Annotated in this window: 14 protein-coding genes; all 14 read right to left on the bottom strand. The window is 62.0% G+C overall.

Annotated elements, in window-relative coordinates:
* Positions 1 to 4: 4 nt before the first annotated feature.
* Positions 5 to 1,663, bottom strand: a complete 1,659-nt coding sequence (locus tag PWP93_RS30885) for a LysM peptidoglycan-binding domain-containing protein (RefSeq protein WP_421047403.1) — start codon at positions 1,661 to 1,663, stop codon at positions 5 to 7.
* A gap of 9 nt (positions 1,664 to 1,672) precedes the next feature.
* Positions 1,673 to 2,206 (bottom strand): hypothetical protein, encoded by a 534-nt coding sequence (locus tag PWP93_RS30880; RefSeq protein WP_421047402.1) that lies wholly within the window; start codon positions 2,204 to 2,206, stop codon positions 1,673 to 1,675.
* Between the two features lie 3 nt (positions 2,207 to 2,209).
* Positions 2,210 to 5,236, bottom strand: a complete 3,027-nt coding sequence (locus PWP93_RS30875; protein WP_421047401.1) for a type VI secretion system Vgr family protein — start codon at positions 5,234 to 5,236, stop codon at positions 2,210 to 2,212.
* A 26-nt stretch (positions 5,237 to 5,262) separates the two neighbouring features.
* A complete protein-coding gene (tssF, locus tag PWP93_RS30870; RefSeq protein WP_421047400.1) occupies positions 5,263 to 7,101 on the bottom strand; it encodes a type VI secretion system baseplate subunit TssF in 1,839 nt (612 codons plus the stop codon).
* On the bottom strand, positions 7,094 to 7,579 hold the full coding sequence (tssE, locus tag PWP93_RS30865; RefSeq protein WP_421047399.1) for a type VI secretion system baseplate subunit TssE: 486 nt from the start codon (positions 7,577 to 7,579) through the stop codon (positions 7,094 to 7,096). Before tssE ends, tssF begins: the two co-directional genes overlap by 8 nt.
* Positions 7,580 to 8,010: 431 nt before the next feature.
* Complete coding sequence (locus tag PWP93_RS30860; RefSeq protein WP_421047398.1) at positions 8,011 to 9,672, bottom strand: Na/Pi cotransporter family protein; 1,662 nt, start codon at positions 9,670 to 9,672, stop codon at positions 8,011 to 8,013.
* 103 nt (positions 9,673 to 9,775) lie between these two features.
* Positions 9,776 to 10,546 carry an ABC transporter permease subunit gene (locus PWP93_RS30855; protein WP_421047397.1) on the bottom strand — a complete coding sequence of 257 codons (771 nt, stop codon included), beginning with the start codon at positions 10,544 to 10,546 and terminating at the stop codon, positions 9,776 to 9,778.
* A 10-nt stretch (positions 10,547 to 10,556) separates the two neighbouring features.
* On the bottom strand, positions 10,557 to 11,453 hold the full coding sequence (locus PWP93_RS30850; protein ID WP_421047396.1) for a 2-aminoethylphosphonate ABC transporter permease subunit: 897 nt from the start codon (positions 11,451 to 11,453) through the stop codon (positions 10,557 to 10,559).
* The gene (locus PWP93_RS30845; protein ID WP_421028660.1) at positions 11,446 to 12,597 is read right to left on the bottom strand and encodes an ABC transporter ATP-binding protein; all 1,152 of its coding nucleotides are present in this window, start codon (positions 12,595 to 12,597) and stop codon (positions 11,446 to 11,448) included. The genes PWP93_RS30850 and PWP93_RS30845 overlap by 8 nt, the downstream gene beginning before the upstream one ends.
* An 11-nt stretch (positions 12,598 to 12,608) precedes the next feature.
* Positions 12,609 to 13,640, bottom strand: coding sequence for a 2-aminoethylphosphonate ABC transporter substrate-binding protein (locus PWP93_RS30840; RefSeq protein ID WP_421047395.1), 1,032 nt, complete (start codon positions 13,638 to 13,640; stop codon positions 12,609 to 12,611).
* Between the two features lie 193 nt (positions 13,641 to 13,833).
* Positions 13,834 to 15,282, bottom strand: coding sequence for a phosphonoacetaldehyde dehydrogenase (gene phnY, locus PWP93_RS30835; protein WP_421028658.1), 1,449 nt, complete (start codon positions 15,280 to 15,282; stop codon positions 13,834 to 13,836).
* A 135-nt stretch (positions 15,283 to 15,417) separates the two neighbouring features.
* Positions 15,418 to 16,680, bottom strand: a complete 1,263-nt coding sequence (gene phnA / locus PWP93_RS30830; RefSeq protein ID WP_421047394.1) for a phosphonoacetate hydrolase — start codon at positions 16,678 to 16,680, stop codon at positions 15,418 to 15,420.
* A gap of 11 nt (positions 16,681 to 16,691) precedes the next feature.
* The gene (locus PWP93_RS30825; RefSeq protein ID WP_421047393.1) at positions 16,692 to 17,867 is read right to left on the bottom strand and encodes a 2-aminoethylphosphonate--pyruvate transaminase; all 1,176 of its coding nucleotides are present in this window, start codon (positions 17,865 to 17,867) and stop codon (positions 16,692 to 16,694) included.
* A 265-nt stretch (positions 17,868 to 18,132) separates the two neighbouring features.
* Positions 18,133 to 18,963, bottom strand: a complete 831-nt coding sequence (locus tag PWP93_RS30820) for a DeoR/GlpR family DNA-binding transcription regulator (RefSeq protein WP_421047392.1) — start codon at positions 18,961 to 18,963, stop codon at positions 18,133 to 18,135.
* Positions 18,964 to 19,248 lie beyond the last annotated feature (285 nt).

Below are 19,248 nucleotides of genomic sequence, written 5' to 3'. Positions count from 1 at the left end.
TTACTCAATGTCCATTATCAGACCAGTGCATGTTTTCTCTTTGAAAATAAATTACACCATATTGCCTTCCCACATGTTCAAGATCCTCGAATGAATTCAATAGTACCCATGCATCCGTTGTGTCTTTAATGCGCTTTCCCGTGTATCCTGAAATATTAAGATCAATTGCGGCCCCAAAATTATGCCGAGAACTTCCTGGAATCCCAACCATTTGATTCGATGAATGAATATTAAGGCCATAGCCTCGGCACATTTCTTTGGCTGCCTCAACGGATTGCAGTAGATCCATGTTGCCATTCGTGTTGCGATGGACCCAATCGATATGAACTCCGGCTCGCATCGGCACCTGATTCGGACGCTCTATTCCCTTGGCAATTCTGAACGCGTGGTACATAAGATACGAACGTTGAATTGGCCGGAACGCGGCATTGATCCTGACCGAAATGCCTGCATCGCGCATTGCCTTAATGAATGCACTGGCCTTTGGCCTAAACGAGTCGTTAAGTGAATTGAGTTCCGCGCTACCAGGAAATCGGCTACACCACACCGCACCGCTGGGTTCGAGATTGGGCGAACTCACCACAGTTTGCGGATAACCATTTGGCGCGTGTTGATGCACGACACCAGACGTTGAAGCAGGCGAATGCTGTACTGAAGCCGTCGATGTCGCTGAAGCTGCGGCCGGTATGGCACCTGTTGATGCGACAGCATTGGCCCTGCTGGCACCAGACTGCCCCTTCACACTGGCTTCCTGAGCCGGAACCTTGAGATGCTGGCTGGCATAGATACGGTTCGCATCCGTCAGCTTGTTAAGCGCAACCATCGCATCGACCGTCGCACCATAGCGGCCTGCAATTGCCGTTAATGTCTCACCGGACTGGACGATATGCACACGAGGCCGCGAGGACTCGTCTTTCGCATGCAGGCGTGGCCGTGTTGGTAGCAGAAAGTAAGGTGCGTTGAAGGTGAACGCATTGGCTTCCGATATCGTGGATACCTGCCCGATGGGTTCATATTCTCCCTCGCGCTTGTAGGCAATACTCACATCTTGCCCGAGAAGTCCGCTATACAGACAAGGCAGGTCGCCACTCTGGTCCGTCTTGACATCCAGGTTGAAGTCGCCACTCTTAATCTGAATAGTTTGTCCCGCAAAAGGCTGGCTAAGTTTGTCCAGAACCTGAACCTGCACTGGCTTGCCGAGATACTTGATGACGCCTGGCACCCACCCTTCCTGCTTCTCCATCGCGATTGAAACGGATTCGATTTTTTCGGCAGGCAATAAACCGACGACATCGCTGGGCGCAACACCAGCGGCCCTGGTCACGAAGCCGATATAGCTTTCCGTATCGTTTTCGGAAGGCGGCGCATAGGACGTGAGCATGCCGCGAATCGTGCTATCGCGGTACACGGTCTTGAGCAGGTTCCGGTGCGCCTCCTGTCCCGCGGCGCGGTCGGGGAAAATGACGAACTGGACCCTTGAGCTTGCTGTTCGCTGCGCATAGCCGATCGCCGACGATATGATGTAGCCGCCAGGCTTAGTCAAATTGCCGGGGTTGGTGGTGCGCCACGCAAACGACCCGCCGATGTAAAGCGTTTCGTTGCCTTCTTCGTCAAAATAGTGAACGGCCCGCTTTTCGCGATCATAGGTTGCTCGAACGAACATGATTCACCTTCACTTCGAAAAGAACACTTTGTTCAATGCGTCGCCGGCGTCGAGCCATGCGGCTTTGCTGCTGGTGGTCTGCTCCAGTTTGAAGCGCGCCACGTTGAGATTGCCGTTAAAGCGATACACCTTGAACGTGATCGGTGCAGGCTTGAGAAAAAGATCAGGAAGCTTGTTGCCCGTCTTAGTCGCAACGACCGCATAGAGCTTTCCGGCCGAACGGTACATTGCGACTGCCTGCACGGTGGAGTCCGCGGATTCCACCGTGCGCAATTCAGCCGTCGTACCGTCGCGGTCTTCCAGTGGAATCTGAAGCCAGGTGCCCTCTGGATTCTTCGGGATGACATAGCTCACGTAAGTCTCATAGCTATGAGCTGTGAGCGTACCGACATAGCCCTTTATGACCCGTACCGTCATGCCGTCTAGTGTGACGTCGTTGGCACCGTCAACCAGTTTCAGTTCCGCGCTCGCACCTACCTCTTGAGCAGTGGCGCTTATCGCGAAGAAGGTGAGTGCCAGGCAGATAATTGCAATTAACTTCATGGTTTACTCCTCACCATCCGCGATGGCTTGTTTGATCGCCGGATCGTCAAACACCAGTTGATGAAGCAGTTGCTGCTGGAATTTCTCTGTCTCGGCATCGAAAGATAGGGGAGCATCCGGCGCGAGCGCCGTCTGCAGCGGCTGCCCGTTCTCGCCCGCATTGCCGCTGTCCGGTGACCCCACAAGGCCATTGAAATCCGCATGCGCCTGCGGCGGATGATCAATTGAGCAATCGCACACCGATTCATCGAGATGTTCGGTCTTGAGCCAGTCGCCTTTGTCGCCCAACATCAAGTGCAAGCGCTCTGTGTTGGTATGGAACATGCGCTGCGTCGCGCCCATCTGGTCCATGACTCCCTTCGCGACCACTGCGCCGCGTCCGTCGATGAACTGATAGGGCGTGGTACCCGTTGCACCGATGCGCTCTTGAATCTGTTTATCCACAAAGACTTTGGCGCTGAAGTTGGCGGGGATATGCCCAGGCCACAGCGTTTCGGAGTCGGATATTCGCGCTGGACCTTCCGAACGGAAGCTGGCGGATTTGAGCCTGATGTTGCCAGGACAGTGAAGTTCGATATTGCCATCGACGATCCTGATATAGGCACCACCGCTCATCAGCGTGATGCCTTGCTTTGCCGAGATCGTGACTTGATTGTTAATGCTGCTCATCATGACCTCCTGTTCGGCAGCAAGTGCAAGCTGTGCGTCGGTACTGCGCAATGTAAGGTTCTTTTGTGCGGTCAGGGACATTTCATCGCTCTGCGCCTGGATGTCGACCTTACCCCTCGCGGCAAACAGCTTGATCCCCGCCTTTTGCACGAACAGGCTGATTTTCTCGACGACGCTGACGATCAGCGAACGTCCGGCAGCAACATTGGCATCCCTGCCACTGACTATGTTGACGTACCGATCGGCGCCGATGTGTGTCGATTGTGGCGTGGACATCGCAATGCCCTCAGGGCTCGCCATCAGTAGGATCGGCTTCGAGAAACCGTTCGCACTGCCCAAGCCACCACCCGCCGTGAGCCCGCCGTTGGAGCCGCTTCCAGCCACACTGTGTTGACTCGCTTCCGTGAAGCGGCGTAGATCTTCCTGCCCGTCACGCATGCTTTCAGCTTGCCCAGCGACGCTTGCCCCCGATACCGCTTCGAGCACGTTCTCAGCGTTGATCAGTTGCTCGCTTGCGGGCTGTACGCTCAGTTGCTGGGTAGCCGTAGTTGCATGCGTCGATACATACAACCCCCGTCCCGCGAGAATCGCGCCATACGCATCCGACTTCAGTTCGAAGCCAATCCCCAGATAAGTACCGCGTGTATTGCCGTTCTGCGCAATCAGATACCCCAGGTGTAATTGCGAATTCGCACTCGAACTGTAAATTTGCAAGCGGTTCTGGTTCGTTGCGTCGTCCAGTACGATCTGGTTGTATCCGCTACCGCCATATTCCTTCGACCTGTATCCTGACAAAATTCCATTCGAGTGCCAGCTCGGCGCTTTCGAGCCGTTGTAGACGCGCCCGGTGACAATCGGCCTGTCGCAATCCCCGTCGATCCAATCCACGAGGACTTCCTCGCCCACGCGCGGCACGTGCACGCCGCCGTAACCGCCACCCGTATCCGACATCGCCACGCGCAGCCAGCACGAGGCATTTTCATCGCCGTCGTTCAGCCGGTCCCACTCGAAGCGCGCCTTGATGCGGTTCAACGGATCGGTGTACACCTCCGCGCTCGCGGGGCCCGTCACGGTTGCCGTCTGTATCCGCATTCGTGGCTTCCTGTGCTCGAACGGGCTGCGGTACGGCACGCTCATGCGTTGCGCCTCGACCCGCGTGAGAAAAAAGCCGTCGCTTTTGCCCATCGTGGACGCGCCTGGCTTTTCACCCGCCGGTTCTTCGCCGAGGTAGTCCGCGCGTACGCTTGCCAGCTCCGTCTCGAGACTCTTGGGAAACGGCCGCGTGTTGCCCGCCGGCAGGTTGCTGGCGATGAACCACCGCACTTCGATCGCCAGGAACTGACGCTCCTGCTGTGCGTTGCTTTCGTGGTCCGGATGATTGCGCAACTCGAAATACCGGCCCGCGTCCATGCAACGGATATCCCCGGCGCCATGAAACCGCTTGGCGCGCGACTCCCGTTCTTCCATCTGGAGCATGGCCAGATGATCCCCCCGCTTGTCGTCCAGCCAAGTGTATTTCCCAGTGTATTCGTAGACTTCGGTCTGGTCGGGTAGATCACCCTGATTGCGCAGCGTCTTCCTGCTGAGCGTCCTGTTTTCGCGCGGCACCTTGTAATCTCCGGTGACGCCCGTATAGCGCACGCTCTGCAGCGTGCGCGTGCCCGACCACAGCGAAAATTCGTCGACCTCGGTGCCGGGCGCTGTGCGGGAGAATTTGATCTGCCCGAGCGGAAGCTCATCGCAGAAGTAGTTGTAATCGGTAATGACCAGCGTATGGGATTTTCCGTCCTGCGCCTGCTCGAAGTAGCTCCACAGTCCCTCCGACTCCATGAGCCGGTGCACGAAATTCCAGTCGTCCTCGTATTGCATGCAGAACGAGCGCTGCGGCAATGGATTGCTCAGTCGTCCATATAGATTGAACCGGAATTTGCCGCGAGCCTGAGGATGCGCATTGAACACGTCGGCGAGAATTTCGGTTACGGTCTTGTCCTGCCAGATGCGCGCATCCTTGCGAAAGCGCAAGAAGTGCAGCCACGAGGCAAATTCTAGCTGCGTATGGACGAGCCCGCCGTCCGCCCCGAGCCGGCGCACGGTGTGCACGTAACCGTGATGCGGTTGATAGCTTTTGTCGTTCTGGCGGATCCACAGCGTGACGGGCTGGGCGATCAACTGCTTGAGTTCGATCTGTGCGGAGGTCGATACCATGTCGACCGTGAAGCCGTAATCACGCCCGATCCGCGAGTAGCCCGTCGCGCGCAGCGGCAGCAGCACGTCTTCGCCCACGGAGGTGTCGAGCTTCATCGGGCGGTTGTGCTGTCTCGCACGTGGGCTGAGGGACTTGATGTGTTCGTAGGCGTTCATGGCTCTTCCTTCGTTTCGGTGCGCGGTTACACGAGGATCGAATCGCCGCTGCGGGGCGGACAGCGGATGATTTCCAGGCCGCTATGCTTCGAGATCGCGACCAACTGCGTAAAGCTGTTGATATGCACGTAGAGGCCGAAAAAGCGGTCGAGCACGCCGATGAAGGTGGCAAGGCTCACGCCGGCGAAATGCTCTTCGTCCAGCGTCAGGCGGATCTCGATCCCGCGCACGAAGGTCGGGAAGGGCTTGCCATCCATCCACTGGATCGACTCGTCGGCTTCCACTTTTACAATGCCGTCGATATGGCGAGCGGACACCGGCGTATGGCGCTGGTCGTAAAGCCGCAACATTTCCCTGAGCGTTCCCGCACCGTCCGCCATCAGTGAAAGGTGGTTCAGCGATAAGTGGGAAATCAGCCGCCAGTGCGCGGCCTCGCGGCGATCGAAGCGGGTTACGGCTGTTGGTCGCATTAGCAGCGCGATGTGCTCGATGTTGCCGTCGCCGGCCTTGAACAGGTCGCCGCTTGCCGAACCGATCGACAGCCTGCCGGGCAGATCCCGGTTGGTCGCCGTGACGTCGATGCTCAGCGTGTCGCTTTGCGCGACAGCCGGATTGAAGCACACGTCGACCACCGAGATCTCGGTTTCGTAGCCGGGACTATTGCGTGCCACCCATTCGTTGCGCCGCACGAACCAGTAATGTCCGGCCTGCGAATGCTCGCCGTGGCGCAGCGAATGGAACGGCCTGAGTTCGGTGATCTGCCCGTTGCCTCCGGCCTTGCGCACGAGGTGAACAGTATCGAGGGAATACACCTCATGGTCCGCCGCTCGCTTCCCGTTGACGACGACTGGACATGACGCGGCTGTGTGCGCCCAGACCACGGGTTCGGCGTGCGCCTTGAAAAGATTGACGACGGGCGTGCAGAACAGCCGCAGATGATTGGCCGAAAGTGCCCCGAGCAGGCGGGCGGTGTGCGAGTCGGCACGGATGTTTTTCAGGACGAGGTGCAGGGTCAGCCGCTGGCAGGGATCGACGGCTTTCGCCATGGCAGCGAGGTCGATGTCGACGAAGCTGAACTGTTCCGGAAACGCAAAATACTCGGTCAGCAGCCGGTAGGCCGGATGCGAGCGCGCGGAATAGTCGATTAATGCATCGCTTTCGTCGAAGCCCGCCTGGCTCAACGGGATTGCGGACAGCCTGGTCCACCGGCCGCTCCGCTCGGGCTCGACGTATGCGGCTAGCGTATGGAGAAACAGACAGTCCTGGAGTGCTGCGATCAGGGGCGCGTCGCCGTTCAGATGTACGCGCAACCGGTCGAGCTTCAGTGCCGCGATACCGGATTGCGGCGCGGTCGACTCCAGGGTGATGGAAATGATGCCGGTAGCGCCCGTCGGCAGATTGACGAGACCCGGCACCACGGTGGTTGGGGCGTGGCGCGCTTCCGACACCCGCAGCGGGGCCAGCACGACGTCATGAACGGTGCGGAAAACGCATTCTGTTTCGCCTCTCTTGTCGGACTTCAGTTCTGTCCCGCGCGCGATGACAAGTGGCTGCGCCTCCGCGGCCGCTTTGGCGCTGCCGGTGAACTGCGCAATCGAGCACGCCGGAAAGGGCCGAAGATAATGCGGGTAAAGTACTTCGAGCAGCGCATCGGTAAACTCGGGATAGTCGTCCTCGATTTTCTTGCTGATGCGCGCGCCAAGAAACGCGAACGATTCGATCAGGCGCTCGACATGTGGATCCTCTACATGCTCGCCGATGATCCCGAGCCGGCCCGCGGTTTTCGGGTAGTGCTGTGCAAAATCGGCCGAATAGCGCCGCAGGAACGCCAGTTCACGCTCGTAATAAGGCAGCAGTTCATCCATCGATAGCACCGGGGCGCCTGCCGCCGGCACGGCTGACCGAGTATTGGCCCGTCGTGGCCTGAAATTGCGCGTCGAAGCTGACCGGCTCCCGCGCCGGGTGAACCACCAGCATGGCCTTGATGGCGAATTGCAAACTACCGATAGACTGCGGACGCTGCTCCAGCGTTACCTCGGCCCCCACCAGACGGGGCTCGTGCCGCTTGATGGCCACCCTGATGGATTCGCCGATGGCATCGCGAGCTTCGGAGTTCGAGAGACTGAGCCCCGTGAAATCGTTCAGACCGTAGGTGAGAATCGATTTGGTGCATTCGGGAAATCGGGTCATGTACTCCTCTGAAAATATCATGCGCGTATTCAGAATTGACTCGATATTCCGCGCCACCGAATTCTTGAGTTCATCGAGCGATATCTTGCGTACCGTAGATGAATCGGGCGCGTTATAAAAGAGCTTGTCAAACAGGTCTGGTTCGAAGCGCATGGTCTTGTTGCCGGAACACGGCAGAGGAATACCCTGGAACTGCCGGGAGCAGTTAATCGAATTTTATTAATATCGTGCGATATCCGGCGTCATAGTACGAATCATTTATCCGGGCGATCAATATTCTCCGGATAGATAATCCTCAATTACTGCGGCATGCCAAGCAAAGCGAAAATAATTATTTCTATGACAAAGTAAATAGTGGAAGTCATTGAATTGTATTCAACCCTATGCTTGGGTCGATAATGATTGCCGCTGTGGGGCGTTGTCGTCACTATTCCACTAGCCGTCACGGCTAGCGAGTGAGAAGTGGTCTGCGCGATTGCAGACCGGATTGCATGGTCGTATGCTGGGTGTCACGCTCGGTGGCTTCGAAACAGGCGCCGCCGCAACGGCGCAACGGCGCCTTCAGGACAGCCCGTCTTCCCCGCTCAATTCACGTCGCGCAACTGCACCTCCGCCGCCTCCAGCGCTTCCTCCCGTTCCCGCTCGAGCAGCGGATACGCGAGCGCACAAATGTGCGACTGAATCCGCACCAGGTCGCGCAGCACGTCCAGATGCAGCGAGCTCGACGCAATGCTGTCCGGCAGGCCATTGCGCAGCCGTTCTAGGTGCCGGTCGCGCGCCGAGCGTTCGAGCCGCCGCAACGCCTGTTTGTCGGCGATGAGTTGCGCAGCGGTCTGGGTGCGGCCCGACACCAGCAGCGCCTGGGCGCGATGGAAGCTGCCGCTCACGGAGCGGTGCATCATGCGCAACTCCTCCGCGCCTTCGGGCGAAAAGCTCAACTGCATCTTGATCTTTTTCTGCGCGATTTCCAGCAGGTTCTTGTCGATGATGTCGCCGATATGCTCGAGGTTGATCACCGCCGTCATGATCGCCGAGGCCCAGCGCCGGTCCTCGTCGCTCAACGGTTCGCGCGTGATGTCGGTGACGTAGCGCTTGATCGCGTCGTGCAGCATGTCGACGGTGTCGTCGCGGTCCGCCAGCTCGCTGACCGCGCGGCGGTCGTTGGCGAGCAGCACCGGCACGCTCTCGCACAGCATCGTGTCCACGACCTCGCTCATTCTGATCACTTCGCGCGCCGCGCAGGCCAGCGCCTGGGCGGGCGTCTGCAGGGCTTCTTCGTCGAGGTAGCGCGGCGAGTCGGAATCGTCGGCTACGCCGGGCGCGGGCAGCAACCGCTCGAGCAGCCGCGACACCGGATCGAGCACGCCGATGAAGAGCACTGCAATGCCAACGTTCACGCCGGTATGGAAGTTGGCGATCGCGTGGCTCGCGTCGCCGGGCATGCGCTCGAGCAGTTGCGCAAGCGGTGTGCACAGGCCGAGCAACAGCAGGCACACGCCGCCGCGCAGCAGCAGGTTGCCGGCGGGCAGCCGGCGGCGGCTGCGGTCGTCGCCTTTGGCGGCTTCGAAATACGGGTTGAGCGCGCTGCCCACGTTCGCGCCCAGCACCATGGCGATGGCGCTGTCCATCGGCACCGAATGGAGGTTCGCAAGCGACATCACGAACAGCACGACAGGAATGCTCGAATGCGCGGCCCATGTGAGCAGGCAGGCGAGCGCGGCGTTGAGCACGGGTTCGCCGGCCAGCGCGCCCAGCACCGTGCGCAGCGCGGGCGCGCTCTCGGCGGGCTGCACCGTGGAGACGAGCAGGGTGAGCGCGAGCAGCATCAGGCCGAGACCGATCAAGGCGCGTCCGATGTCACGGTTGCGCGAGCCCTTGCCCTTTTCGAACATGCCCATGCCCACCAGCAGGCAAGCCGGCGAGATCCAGCTGAGATCGAGCGAGAAGGCCTGCACGATCAGTGTCGAGCCCACGTTCGCGCCGAGCATCACAGCAAGCCCGGTAACGGGCCGCATCAGCCCGCGCGCTGCGAATGACGACGCGATCATGCCGGTCGCCGTGCTGCTCTGCAGCGCGCCGGTGATGGCGAGCCCCGCGAAAAAGGCGTTGAAGCGGTTGCCGAGGCTCTTCCCCATGAAGCGCTTGAGCGATGCGCCGTACGCGCGCATCAGTCCCGATTCGACCATGTGCAGGCCCCACGTCAGCAACGCGACGCCGCCTGCGAGATGAAGGACGATCAGAATCACGGGTTCCTCCCTGTGCTTTTTTTGTGCCTGCAGCAACCTGCGTGCCCGCCGTGATTGCCCTTTGCGTTTCCTGCCAGCTATCTCCCTGGATATCCTGAGCGTCTTAGCGCACCGCAGCCTTGTTCGAGATGCGCGAAAGCCCGAGCAGCACGAGCAGCGTGGCTGCACCAAGGACCATCGTGAGCGTCGATGCATCGAAGATCGCCCCGCGGTCGGAGAGCGCGAAGATGCCCACGGGCAGCGTCACCCATCCCGGCGGATAGATCATCAGCGTGGCGCCTAGTTCGCCCATCGAGAGCGCGAAGCTCAGGCTGAACGATGCGAGCAGGTAGGGCGCAACGAGCGGCAGCGTCACGCGCGTGAGCTGGTAGAACGGTTTCGCGCCGAGGCTTTCGGCCACCTCGCCATATTCGGGCGCGACCCGGGCGAGCCCTGCCGAGACGTTGCCGTATGTGAACGCCGAGATCAGCAGGAAATGCGCGAGGAACACGATCGTGGCCGTGCCGTTGAGCAGCACCGGCGGCTGGCTGAAGGCCACCAGCAGTCCGAGACCGATCGAGACCGAGGGCACCGCGCTCGGCACGAAGAAGATCACGTCGAGCACGCGCTTGGACATGCCCTTCATGCGCTTGAGCGCGAGCGCGGCCCACGTGCCGCTCACGAGTGCCGCGGCGCTCGCCAGCGCGCCGGTGAAGACGCTCACGCGCAGCAGTTCGGCGGAATCGCCGTGCAGCGCCCGCGTGTAGTGCGAAAGCGTGAAGTGGCTCGGCAAGATGCCGTTCCATTGCCCGCTCACGCTCGCGAGTGCGATCATCGCGACGGGCAGCCCGTAGATCGCGCAAAACAGCAGCGCAGCGGCGCTCCACGTCGACATTCTTGCCCATCTAGCCCAGAGCAGCACGGTGACCTCCGAAAAGTGACAGGACAGTGCGATAGCAGGCATAGAGCCCAAGCGACAGCGCGATGTTGATGACGGCGATCACGCATGCGGTGGTGTAGTCGAACTCCTGAATCGCCTTGCCGTAGATGAGCAGCGGCAGCGTGATCACGTCCTTCGCGCCGATGAACAGCACGATGCCGAACTCGTTCACGGTGAGCAGCAGGCAGAGGCTGCCGCCCGCAAGCAGCGCGGGCAGCGCCGCCGGCAGGATGATCTGCCGGATGATGCGCAGCGGCTTCGCGCCGAGGCTGCTCGCCACTTCGATCTGCGCGTTGTCGATCTGCGAGAAGCAGGCGAGCAGCGGCCGCATGATGAACGGCGTATAGACCGTGATTTCCGAGAGCACGACGCCCCATTGCGTGTACAGGAAGTCGAAGGGCGGGAGGTTCAAATGAAAGATCGCCATCAGCGACTGGTTCAGCAGACCGGCCGATCCGTACACGAACGTGAACGCGAGCGCGACCAGAAAAGTCGGCAGTGCGATGAAGGTGTCGATCAGGCGGCCCACGAAGCGCGCCCCCGGAAACGGCACGAACGCGATCACGAGCGAGAACACGAAGCCGAGCACGAGACAGCCCGCCGATGCGCACACCGCAATCGCGATCGTGTGATAAAGGCCGCTCAGAAACTGCCGCGAATGCAGCACCGTGGTGAAGTTCTCGAGCGATAGCGTGTGCGTGTCGCCGCCCAGCGCCTGCGCCACGATCAGGCCGAACGGGTAGAAGAAGATGGCCGCGAGCACGACGAGCGGCGGCGCGATCCACAGGTTGCGCGCGAGCGCCCTGGCCGCGCCGGCGCGCGCCGGCGGCGGCGCTATCGCGAGATCGGCGATATCAGACATGGCCTTCGCCCTCCGGTACGAGCGTGACGTCCGCCGCATCGAAGTGCACGGGCAGCACGGCGCCGGGTTCGGGTGGGCTCGACAGCGGCGCTCGCGTGAGGCGCAGCATCTCGTCGCCCACTTCGAGCATCACGCTGTGCAGCTCGCCGAGCCACTGCACGCTGCGCACGACGCCCGTCACGCTGTTGGACTTCTGCGCGCGCGGCTCGAAGTGCAGGTCGTGCGGCCGCACGCATACGTAGCAGGCGCTGCTCGCGGCCAGGTTGTGATGGTTGCGTCCCTCGATCACGAAATCGCCGCAACGCACGCGTGCGAAGCCATCGTCGAGCGGCTCCAGTTGGCGCGCCGGCAGCACGTTCGCGCGGCCGAGGAACTCGGCTGCGAAGCGGTTCGGCGGATGCCGGTACAGCCCCTGGGTGTCGCCATAGGCCACGAGCTTGCCGTCGCGCATGATGCCGATGTGATTCGCGAGCGTGAGCGCCTCGGTCTGGTCGTGCGTCACATACAGCACGGTCAGCGAGGGCAGGCTGCGGTGCAGCTTGGCGAGCTCGTCGAGCATCGAGCGGCGGATCTGCGCGTCGAGCGCCGAGAGCGGCTCGTCGAGCAGCAGCACCTGCGGCCGGATTGCCAGCGCGCGGGCAATCGCGACGCGCTGCTGCTGGCCGCCCGAGAGCTCGCGCGGGTAGCGCTTCGCATACTTGGACATCCCCACGAGCCCGAGGCACTCGGGCACGCGTGCGCGGATCAGGTCAGCTTCGGCGCCGCGTGCGCGCAGTCCGAAGGCGACGTTGTCCTCCACGCGCATGTGCGGAAACAGCGCGTAGTTCTGCACCACCATGCCGATATTGCGCGCATAGGGCGGCAACTGCGTCACGTCCTTGTTGCCGATCACGATGCGTCCCGCGCTCGGCTGCACGAAGCCCGCGACGGCCCGCAGCGCGGTCGTCTTGCCCGAGCCCGAAGGGCCGATGAGCGCGACGATCTCGCCAGGCTTCACGGTGAGCGTGAGCGAATCCAGAATTGTCTGCCCGCCGTATGCCACCGACACATTTTCGAAACCGATGCCGCTCGCACCTTGCGCGAGAGAAGCCGGCACCGGGGAGGCTTGCTGCTGCCTCCGTTCCATGGTGAGGGAATTGGCCATGAGTCGCTCGATCAGTTGCTGGAAATCGCGTGGTTGTATTTCGCCACGTCGGCTTTCAGGTCGCGCATGACCTGATTCCAGTCGGGCGACCAGACGTCGACGCCCTGCATCATGGCGTTGAGCGTCTTGAAGTTGTCGTCGGTGGGATGCACGTCGGTGCGCACCGGCATGCCGTAGGCGGTCTTGCTGACCTCTTGCTGGGCGGCGGCGCTCAGCAGGAAGTCGATCAGCTTCTTGCCGTTATCGGCATGCGGCGCACCGGCCACGAGCCCGACGTAATAGGGCAGCGAGAAAGTCGTGCGCTTGCCATCGGGACCGGCGGGGAAAAACACCTGGATGTTCGGGTTCTCGCGTATCTGCGAGAGGTTCATCTGCAGGTCGCCGTTGGCCACGTAGAGCTCGCCCTTGTTCACGAGCGCCGTGAGCTTGCCCGTGGAGGCGGACGGCCCGAGGTTGTTCACCTGGAGCTTGCGCAGATAATCGAAGCCGCCGTCCTTGCTGCCGAACGCGTGAAAGGTTTGCAGCATGAGCGCGGTGCCGTCACCGGCCTGGCCCGGCGTGGAGTACTGCACCTTCTGCTTGTATTGCGGCGCGAGCAGATCGGAATAGGCTTTGGGCGGGGTCTTGAGCACCGCCGAGTTGTAGATGAAGGTCGGATAGTTGTCGACCATCGCGACATACATGCCCTTCGGATCCTTGTCGCGTGCCTCGATCTTGTCCGCGCCGGCCGGCGTGTAGGCCTGCAGCAGACCATCGGCGGCGGCCTTTTGCATGAACGGCGGCAGCGTCACGAGCACGTCGGCCTGAATGTTCGACTTCTCCTTGCCGAGGCGGTCCACCACGCCGCTCGAACCGGCTTCGATGTATTGCACCTTGATGCCGGTGGCTTTCGTGAATGCTTCGAATTGGTTGCCGTACCAGCTCGGCGTGCCGTCATGAAGGCCGTCCGCGCTATAGATGGTCACGACGTTGGATTGCGCGTGGACAGCGCCCGCTGCGAGCGCGAATGCGCAAGTCACCGCGGCGATCAGTTGAGTCTTCATATCCATCCTTCCTTGCGTTGGGTTCGGATGCTGGGAAAATCTCGTGTGTTCTTGCAGTTCTGCCTGCAGTTCTGCCGTGTGACAACAGCGTGGCAATGTTGCCTGTTCGATTTGTTGGGGACCAGCCAGGGTTACTGCGCGGCCGCGCCTGGAGCATCAGCAGAGGCCGCGCAACACGTGCTTCGTGAGTGCCTTATTCCCAGGGCATCGACCACGTTCTCACGTTCGTATAGCTCTTCATGGCCTCGACCATGCCTTCCTTGTAGCCGTTGCCCGAGTCCTTGATGCCGCCGAACGGCGACATCTCCGTGCGATAGCCCGGCACTTCCCAGACGTTCACCGTGCCCACCTCCAGCTCCTTGACGAAGCGCGTCGTATAGTCGAGCCGGTTCGTGCAGATGCCCGAAGAGAGGCCGTATGCCGTCGAGTTGGAGATGCGGATCACCTCTTCGATGTTGTCCGGCACGCGGATGATCGGAATCACCGGGCCGAACGTTTCTTCATGCACGAGCTCGCAGTCGTAGGGCACGTGGTCGACCACGGTGGGCGCGAAGAGGGCGCCGCGACGTGGTGCGCCGTACAGCACGCGTGCGCCGCGCGCTTCAGCGTCGGCCACGCGGCGCTCGAAGAGTTGCGCGGCGGCCTCGTTGATCACGGTGCCCACGTCCACGTTTGGATCCATCGGGTCGCCGCACTTGAGCTTCTTCGCGTGCACGAGCACACGCTCGACGAATTCGTCGGCCACGCTCTCCACCACGAGAATGCGCTTGACCGCCGTGCAGCGCTGGCCCGAGTTTTTGGTCGCGCCCGTGACCGCGAGCTGCGCGGCGCGCTCGAGGTCGGCATCTTCCATCACGATGAGCGGGTCGTTGCCGCCGAGCTCCAGCACCGTGCGGCGATAGCCGGCGTTCTGCGCGATGTACTTGCCCACGCGCACCGAGCCCGTGAAGGTGATCAGGTCGCAGTGCGGGTCCGTGATCATCGAGTCGCCCATGGTGCGCGGATTGCCGGTGACCACGCTCAGCATCTCGGGCGGCAGGCCCGCTTCGTAGAGCACGTCGGCGAGCGCGAGCGCGGTGAGCGGCGTGAGCTCGGTGGGCTTGAGCACGACGCGGTTATTGGTGGCGATGGCTGGTGCGAGTTTGTGGCTCACCATGTTCAGCGGGTGATTGAACGGTGTGATGGCCGAGATCACGCCGAGCAGCGGCAGGCGCGTCGTGAAAATCTTGCGGTTCTTGCCGTTCGGGCTGATGTCGCACGAATAGATTTCGCCATCGTCCTTGATCGTGAGCTGCGCGGCGAACGACCAGACATCGTAGGCGCGGCTCGCTTCATAGAGCGAATCCTTCCAGCAGAGCCCCGATTCGGCGGTGATGAGCCGCGCGAAATCTTCCTTGCGATCGCGCAGCGCCTCGGCCGTGGCTTGCAGGATGCGCTGACGCTCGAAGCGCGTGAGCGTCGGCTTGTAGGCATGGCCTTTGGCAAAGGCCTCTTGCACATGCTCGGGACGACCCGCCGGCACGGTGCCGACGACTTCGTTGCTGTATGGGTTCAGGACTTCGATCACTTCGTCGGTCGCGACCTGCCGGCCGGCGATGCGCATGGACTCCTGCTTGAATGCGGGTTTCGTCATGACGTTCATCGCTACCTCGTTCCGTGTTTCGGTTTCGGTGAGTTTTTCGTTGGCTGTGCTTTGGCCTGCATGCGCCGTTCGCCCAGGCGCGGCGGCATGCAGGGTGGGTCCGTTGCTTGTGGTGCTGGTCGCGCCTGTAGTGGATCAAGCGATGGCGGTTTGCACCACGCAGTTCAGCGCGACGTCGAAAATGTCGAAGTTGCGCAGCGCGCGGCCCTGCGGCCAGTCGATCTTGCGGTTCACGAGCAGCGGCACGTCCTGCTCCGAGAGCCCGCCGTGCGAGCGCAGCGGCTCGGTGAGCCCGGAGAAGTCGTGGCGCGCCGCGCTCGTGCCGAAGACCTTGCTGCGAGTACCGACCACCACGATGTCGCCCACACGGTCGGGCGGCAGCTCGAAGCGCTCGCAGGCGGCCGCGTTGTCGAGCGCGAGCTCCACGCCATCGGTCTTGCGCAGGCGTTCGAGGAGCGCCGCCGCGTCCGCGCCTTCGGGCAGATAGACGGTGGCGAACGAGCCGAGCGCGCCATGGTGCGCAACGTAAGGGTCGGTGATCGGCAGGATCACACGCGCCTTGCCCTTGCCAATCCACTCGTCGAACAGGTCCTGGAGGTAGAGCACGTCGGGCTCGCCGTTGGCGCGATGCTTGTCGTTCATGCCGTGGTCGGCGGTGATCGCGAGCACGCAGCCGGCCGCGTCGAGCTGGCCCACGTAGTGGTCGAACATCGCGTAGAAGTCGTTGGCCTTCGGCGCGCCGGGCGCGGCCTTGTGCTGCACGTAGTCCGTTGTCGAGAGATACATCAGGTCGGGGCGGAAGGTATCGAGCAGCTTCACGCCCGCCGCGAACACGAATTCCGAGAGGTCGGCCGAGTACACGTCGGGCAGCGGCTTGCCCACGAAGGCCAGCACGTCGCCGATGCCGTTGGCCTCGCGCGTGGCCTGGTCGGCCTTTTCGGCGGAGAACCCGATCGCGCGGCCGCTCGAAAAATCGAGCCCCTTGCCCAGCAGCGTGCGCAGTTTGTCCTTGGCGGTCACGACCGCCACTTTCGCGCCGGCTCTAAAGAAGGTCTCGAAGATGGTGGGCGCGCGCAGGAAGCGCGCGTCGTTCATCATGACTTCTTCGCCGCTCGTGCGGTCGTAGAAGTAGTTTCCAGCGATGCCGTGCACCTTCGGCGGGCGGCCCGTGAGGATCGAGAGATTGTTCGGGTTCGTGAAGCTCGGGATCACGCACTGGGCGATGCGGCTCGTGCCGGTGCGCAGCAGCTTCCCGAGGTTCGGCGCGCGTCCGGCCTTGACGGCCTCTTCGATATAGGCGGGCTCGGAACCGTCGAGGCAGATCACCACGACGGGCGCGGTGGGGAAGCGGTATTCGCGGCCATTCACGGCCAGTGCGTTGTCGTTCAGCGTGCTCATTGCGTTTTCCTTCAAGCGGTTTTAGCGACCGGACTCGTCACACCTACGCTGGCCGCACCCATCTCGTCGAGCACCTCGCCGATCGCAACAAGCGCAGCGCGCATTTCTTTCTCGCCAATGCGGCCGATACAGCCGATGCGGAACGAGTCCGCTACCGTGAGCTTGCCTGGGTAGATCACGTAGCCGCGCACCTTGAGGCTTTCGTAGAACTGATTGAACACGAAGCGCGGGTCCTCGGGCATGTGGAACGTGACGATGATGGGGGCCTGCAAGGCATCGGGCAGCAGCGGCTTGAAGCCGAGCGCGCGCATGCCTTCGAGCAGGATCCGGCAGTTGTTGCGGTAGCGCGCGCCACGCCCGGCCACGCCGCCTTCGGCTTCGAATTCCTCGAGCGCCTGGTGGAATGCCACGATCACATGCGTGGGCGGGGTGAAGCGGTACTGGCTCGTCTTCTCCATGTTGACCCACTGTTCGTGCAGGTCGAGCACGAGCGTGGTGGCGTTGCCCTGCGTCTGCTCGAGCGCCTTGCGCCGGCAGATCACGAAGCCGAGGCCCGGCACGCCTTCGATGCACTTGTTCGACGAGGCGGCGACCGCATCGATATGCATGGTCTGCACGTCGAGCGGCAACGCGCCGAATGCGCTCATCGAATCGACGAGAAAGCGCTTGCCGTATTTGTGTGCGAGCGCACCGATCTGCGCGATGGGGTTCAGGATGCCCGAGGTGGTCTCGCAATGAATCGTGAACACGTGCGTGATAGACGGCGTGCTCGCGAGGATGGCCTCGACCTGCGCGAGATCGGGCGGCGTGTCTTCGGGCGTTTCATGAACCACGGTCTTGCGGCCGGCAATATCGAGGATGCGCTTTGCGCGCTTGCCGTAAGCGCCGTTGATCAGCACCAGCACCTCGCCGTTCGCGGGCACGAAGGTGGTGAGCATCGCTTCCACGGCGAACGTGCCCGAGCCTTGCATCGGCACCGTCACCCAGTCGTCGGCGCCGTTGGCGATGCTGGCGAGACGCGCGAGCACCGAGCGATTGATCTCGATGAAGTTCGCGTCGCGCGAGCCCCAGTCGTGAACCATCGCCGCCTTGACGGTGCGCGAGGTCGTGAGCGGGCCGGGGGTGAGCAGCAGCGGATCGCCAGTTTCAGAAGTGGCGGGCGGGCAAGACGTGGAAGAAGCTGTCATGAGGTGTCTCCGTGAAGCTTGGTTCTGACTTCGGTTCTGACTTCGGTTCTGACACTGCGTCACTGCATTGTTAAAGCCACTTTAGGCCTCGCAACAAAAACAGTCAATACGCCATAAATTGCCACATACCCAGGGAATATACCGATGTGTCGGGGAGGGCGTGCGCCGCGCCGGCAATCGATGGCAGTGCAGGCAGCGAAGTCGATCGGGGGGATGCAAGGACGGGCGGCCTGGGCCGCCCGGAGCGGGGATGCGCGAGGGCGCGTCAGCTTTGGCCGGTGGCGACGATCACGTTCCACTGGTTCTGCGCGAATACGCGCGACATATGCGCGGGCGGCGGCGCATCGACGATCAGCCCGGCGATGTGCGGCACAGGCGCGATCCGCACCGGCGTGCCGTGCTCGAACTTGCTGTGGTCCGCGAGCACGTAGACCTCTTTGCCGGCCTTCATCATGAGATGGCGCTGTTCGGCGGCGAGCCGCGAATAGTCGGTGAGCTCGCCTTCGGGCGAGATGCCGCCTACGCCCAGAAACACGAGATCGCAGCGGAAATGCGCGAGTGCCGCCATGGTCTCGACGCCGAACGCTGCCTCGTCGTTGGGCTCGATGTCGCCGCCGAGCATGATGACCTTCACACCCGGCGAGCGGCACAGTAGCAGCGCGATCGGCAGGCTGTTGGTGATCACGGTGAGGTCGCTATGGTTCGCGAGCGAGGCCGCGAGCCCGAGCGTGGTCGAGCCCGAATCGATCAGCACGACCATGCCGTCGGTCACGAGGCGCGCCGCCGCCGCGCCGATGGCCGCCTTGCCCACGGCGTTCGCCGCTTCGCGCGTGGCGAGCGACGGCTCGTCTTGCACGCGCTTCGCGGCGCCGCCGTGCACGAGGCTCAGGCGGCCCTGCTCGGCCAGCGCTTTAAGGTCGCGGCGGATGGTTTCGCGCGAGACCCCGAGCGTGGCCGACATGTCCGCGACGCTCACCGAGCCGCTCGCGTCGAGGCTTTGCAGGATGTAGTCGATGCGGCCCACGGCGAGCCGCCGGTTCAGCAGCGTGGCCGGCGTAACGGATGCAGCGGGCGGAGCGGCGTGGTTATCGGCCATGGTGGGGTTCCCGGATGAAACAGCTGAAGTCACAAAATACCACAAAATACCGCGTGACTCGATCCGGCGTGGTGCGCGGTACCCCGAAGGAGACGGCGCGATACGGTGAATTCCCGATGAGACGGATAGGGAACCCTTGTCGGAGCAGGCGGATGTGTCGTTCGGGCCGGGCAATTCCGTTAATCCCTGGATGTGACTTTGATGTTGTTTTTTGTTGTTTTGTGTTGCATTCTTTGGCCTGTCCGCTGTTGGTATGAATTGCCCGCCACGTCCTCTCTCTTTGCA

Origin of the sequence: Paraburkholderia sp. A1RI-2L, from assembly GCF_048957375.1 — a bacterium.
Lineage (GTDB): Bacteria > Pseudomonadota > Gammaproteobacteria > Burkholderiales > Burkholderiaceae > Paraburkholderia.
This window is presented reverse-complemented; position numbering and strand designations above follow the sequence as displayed.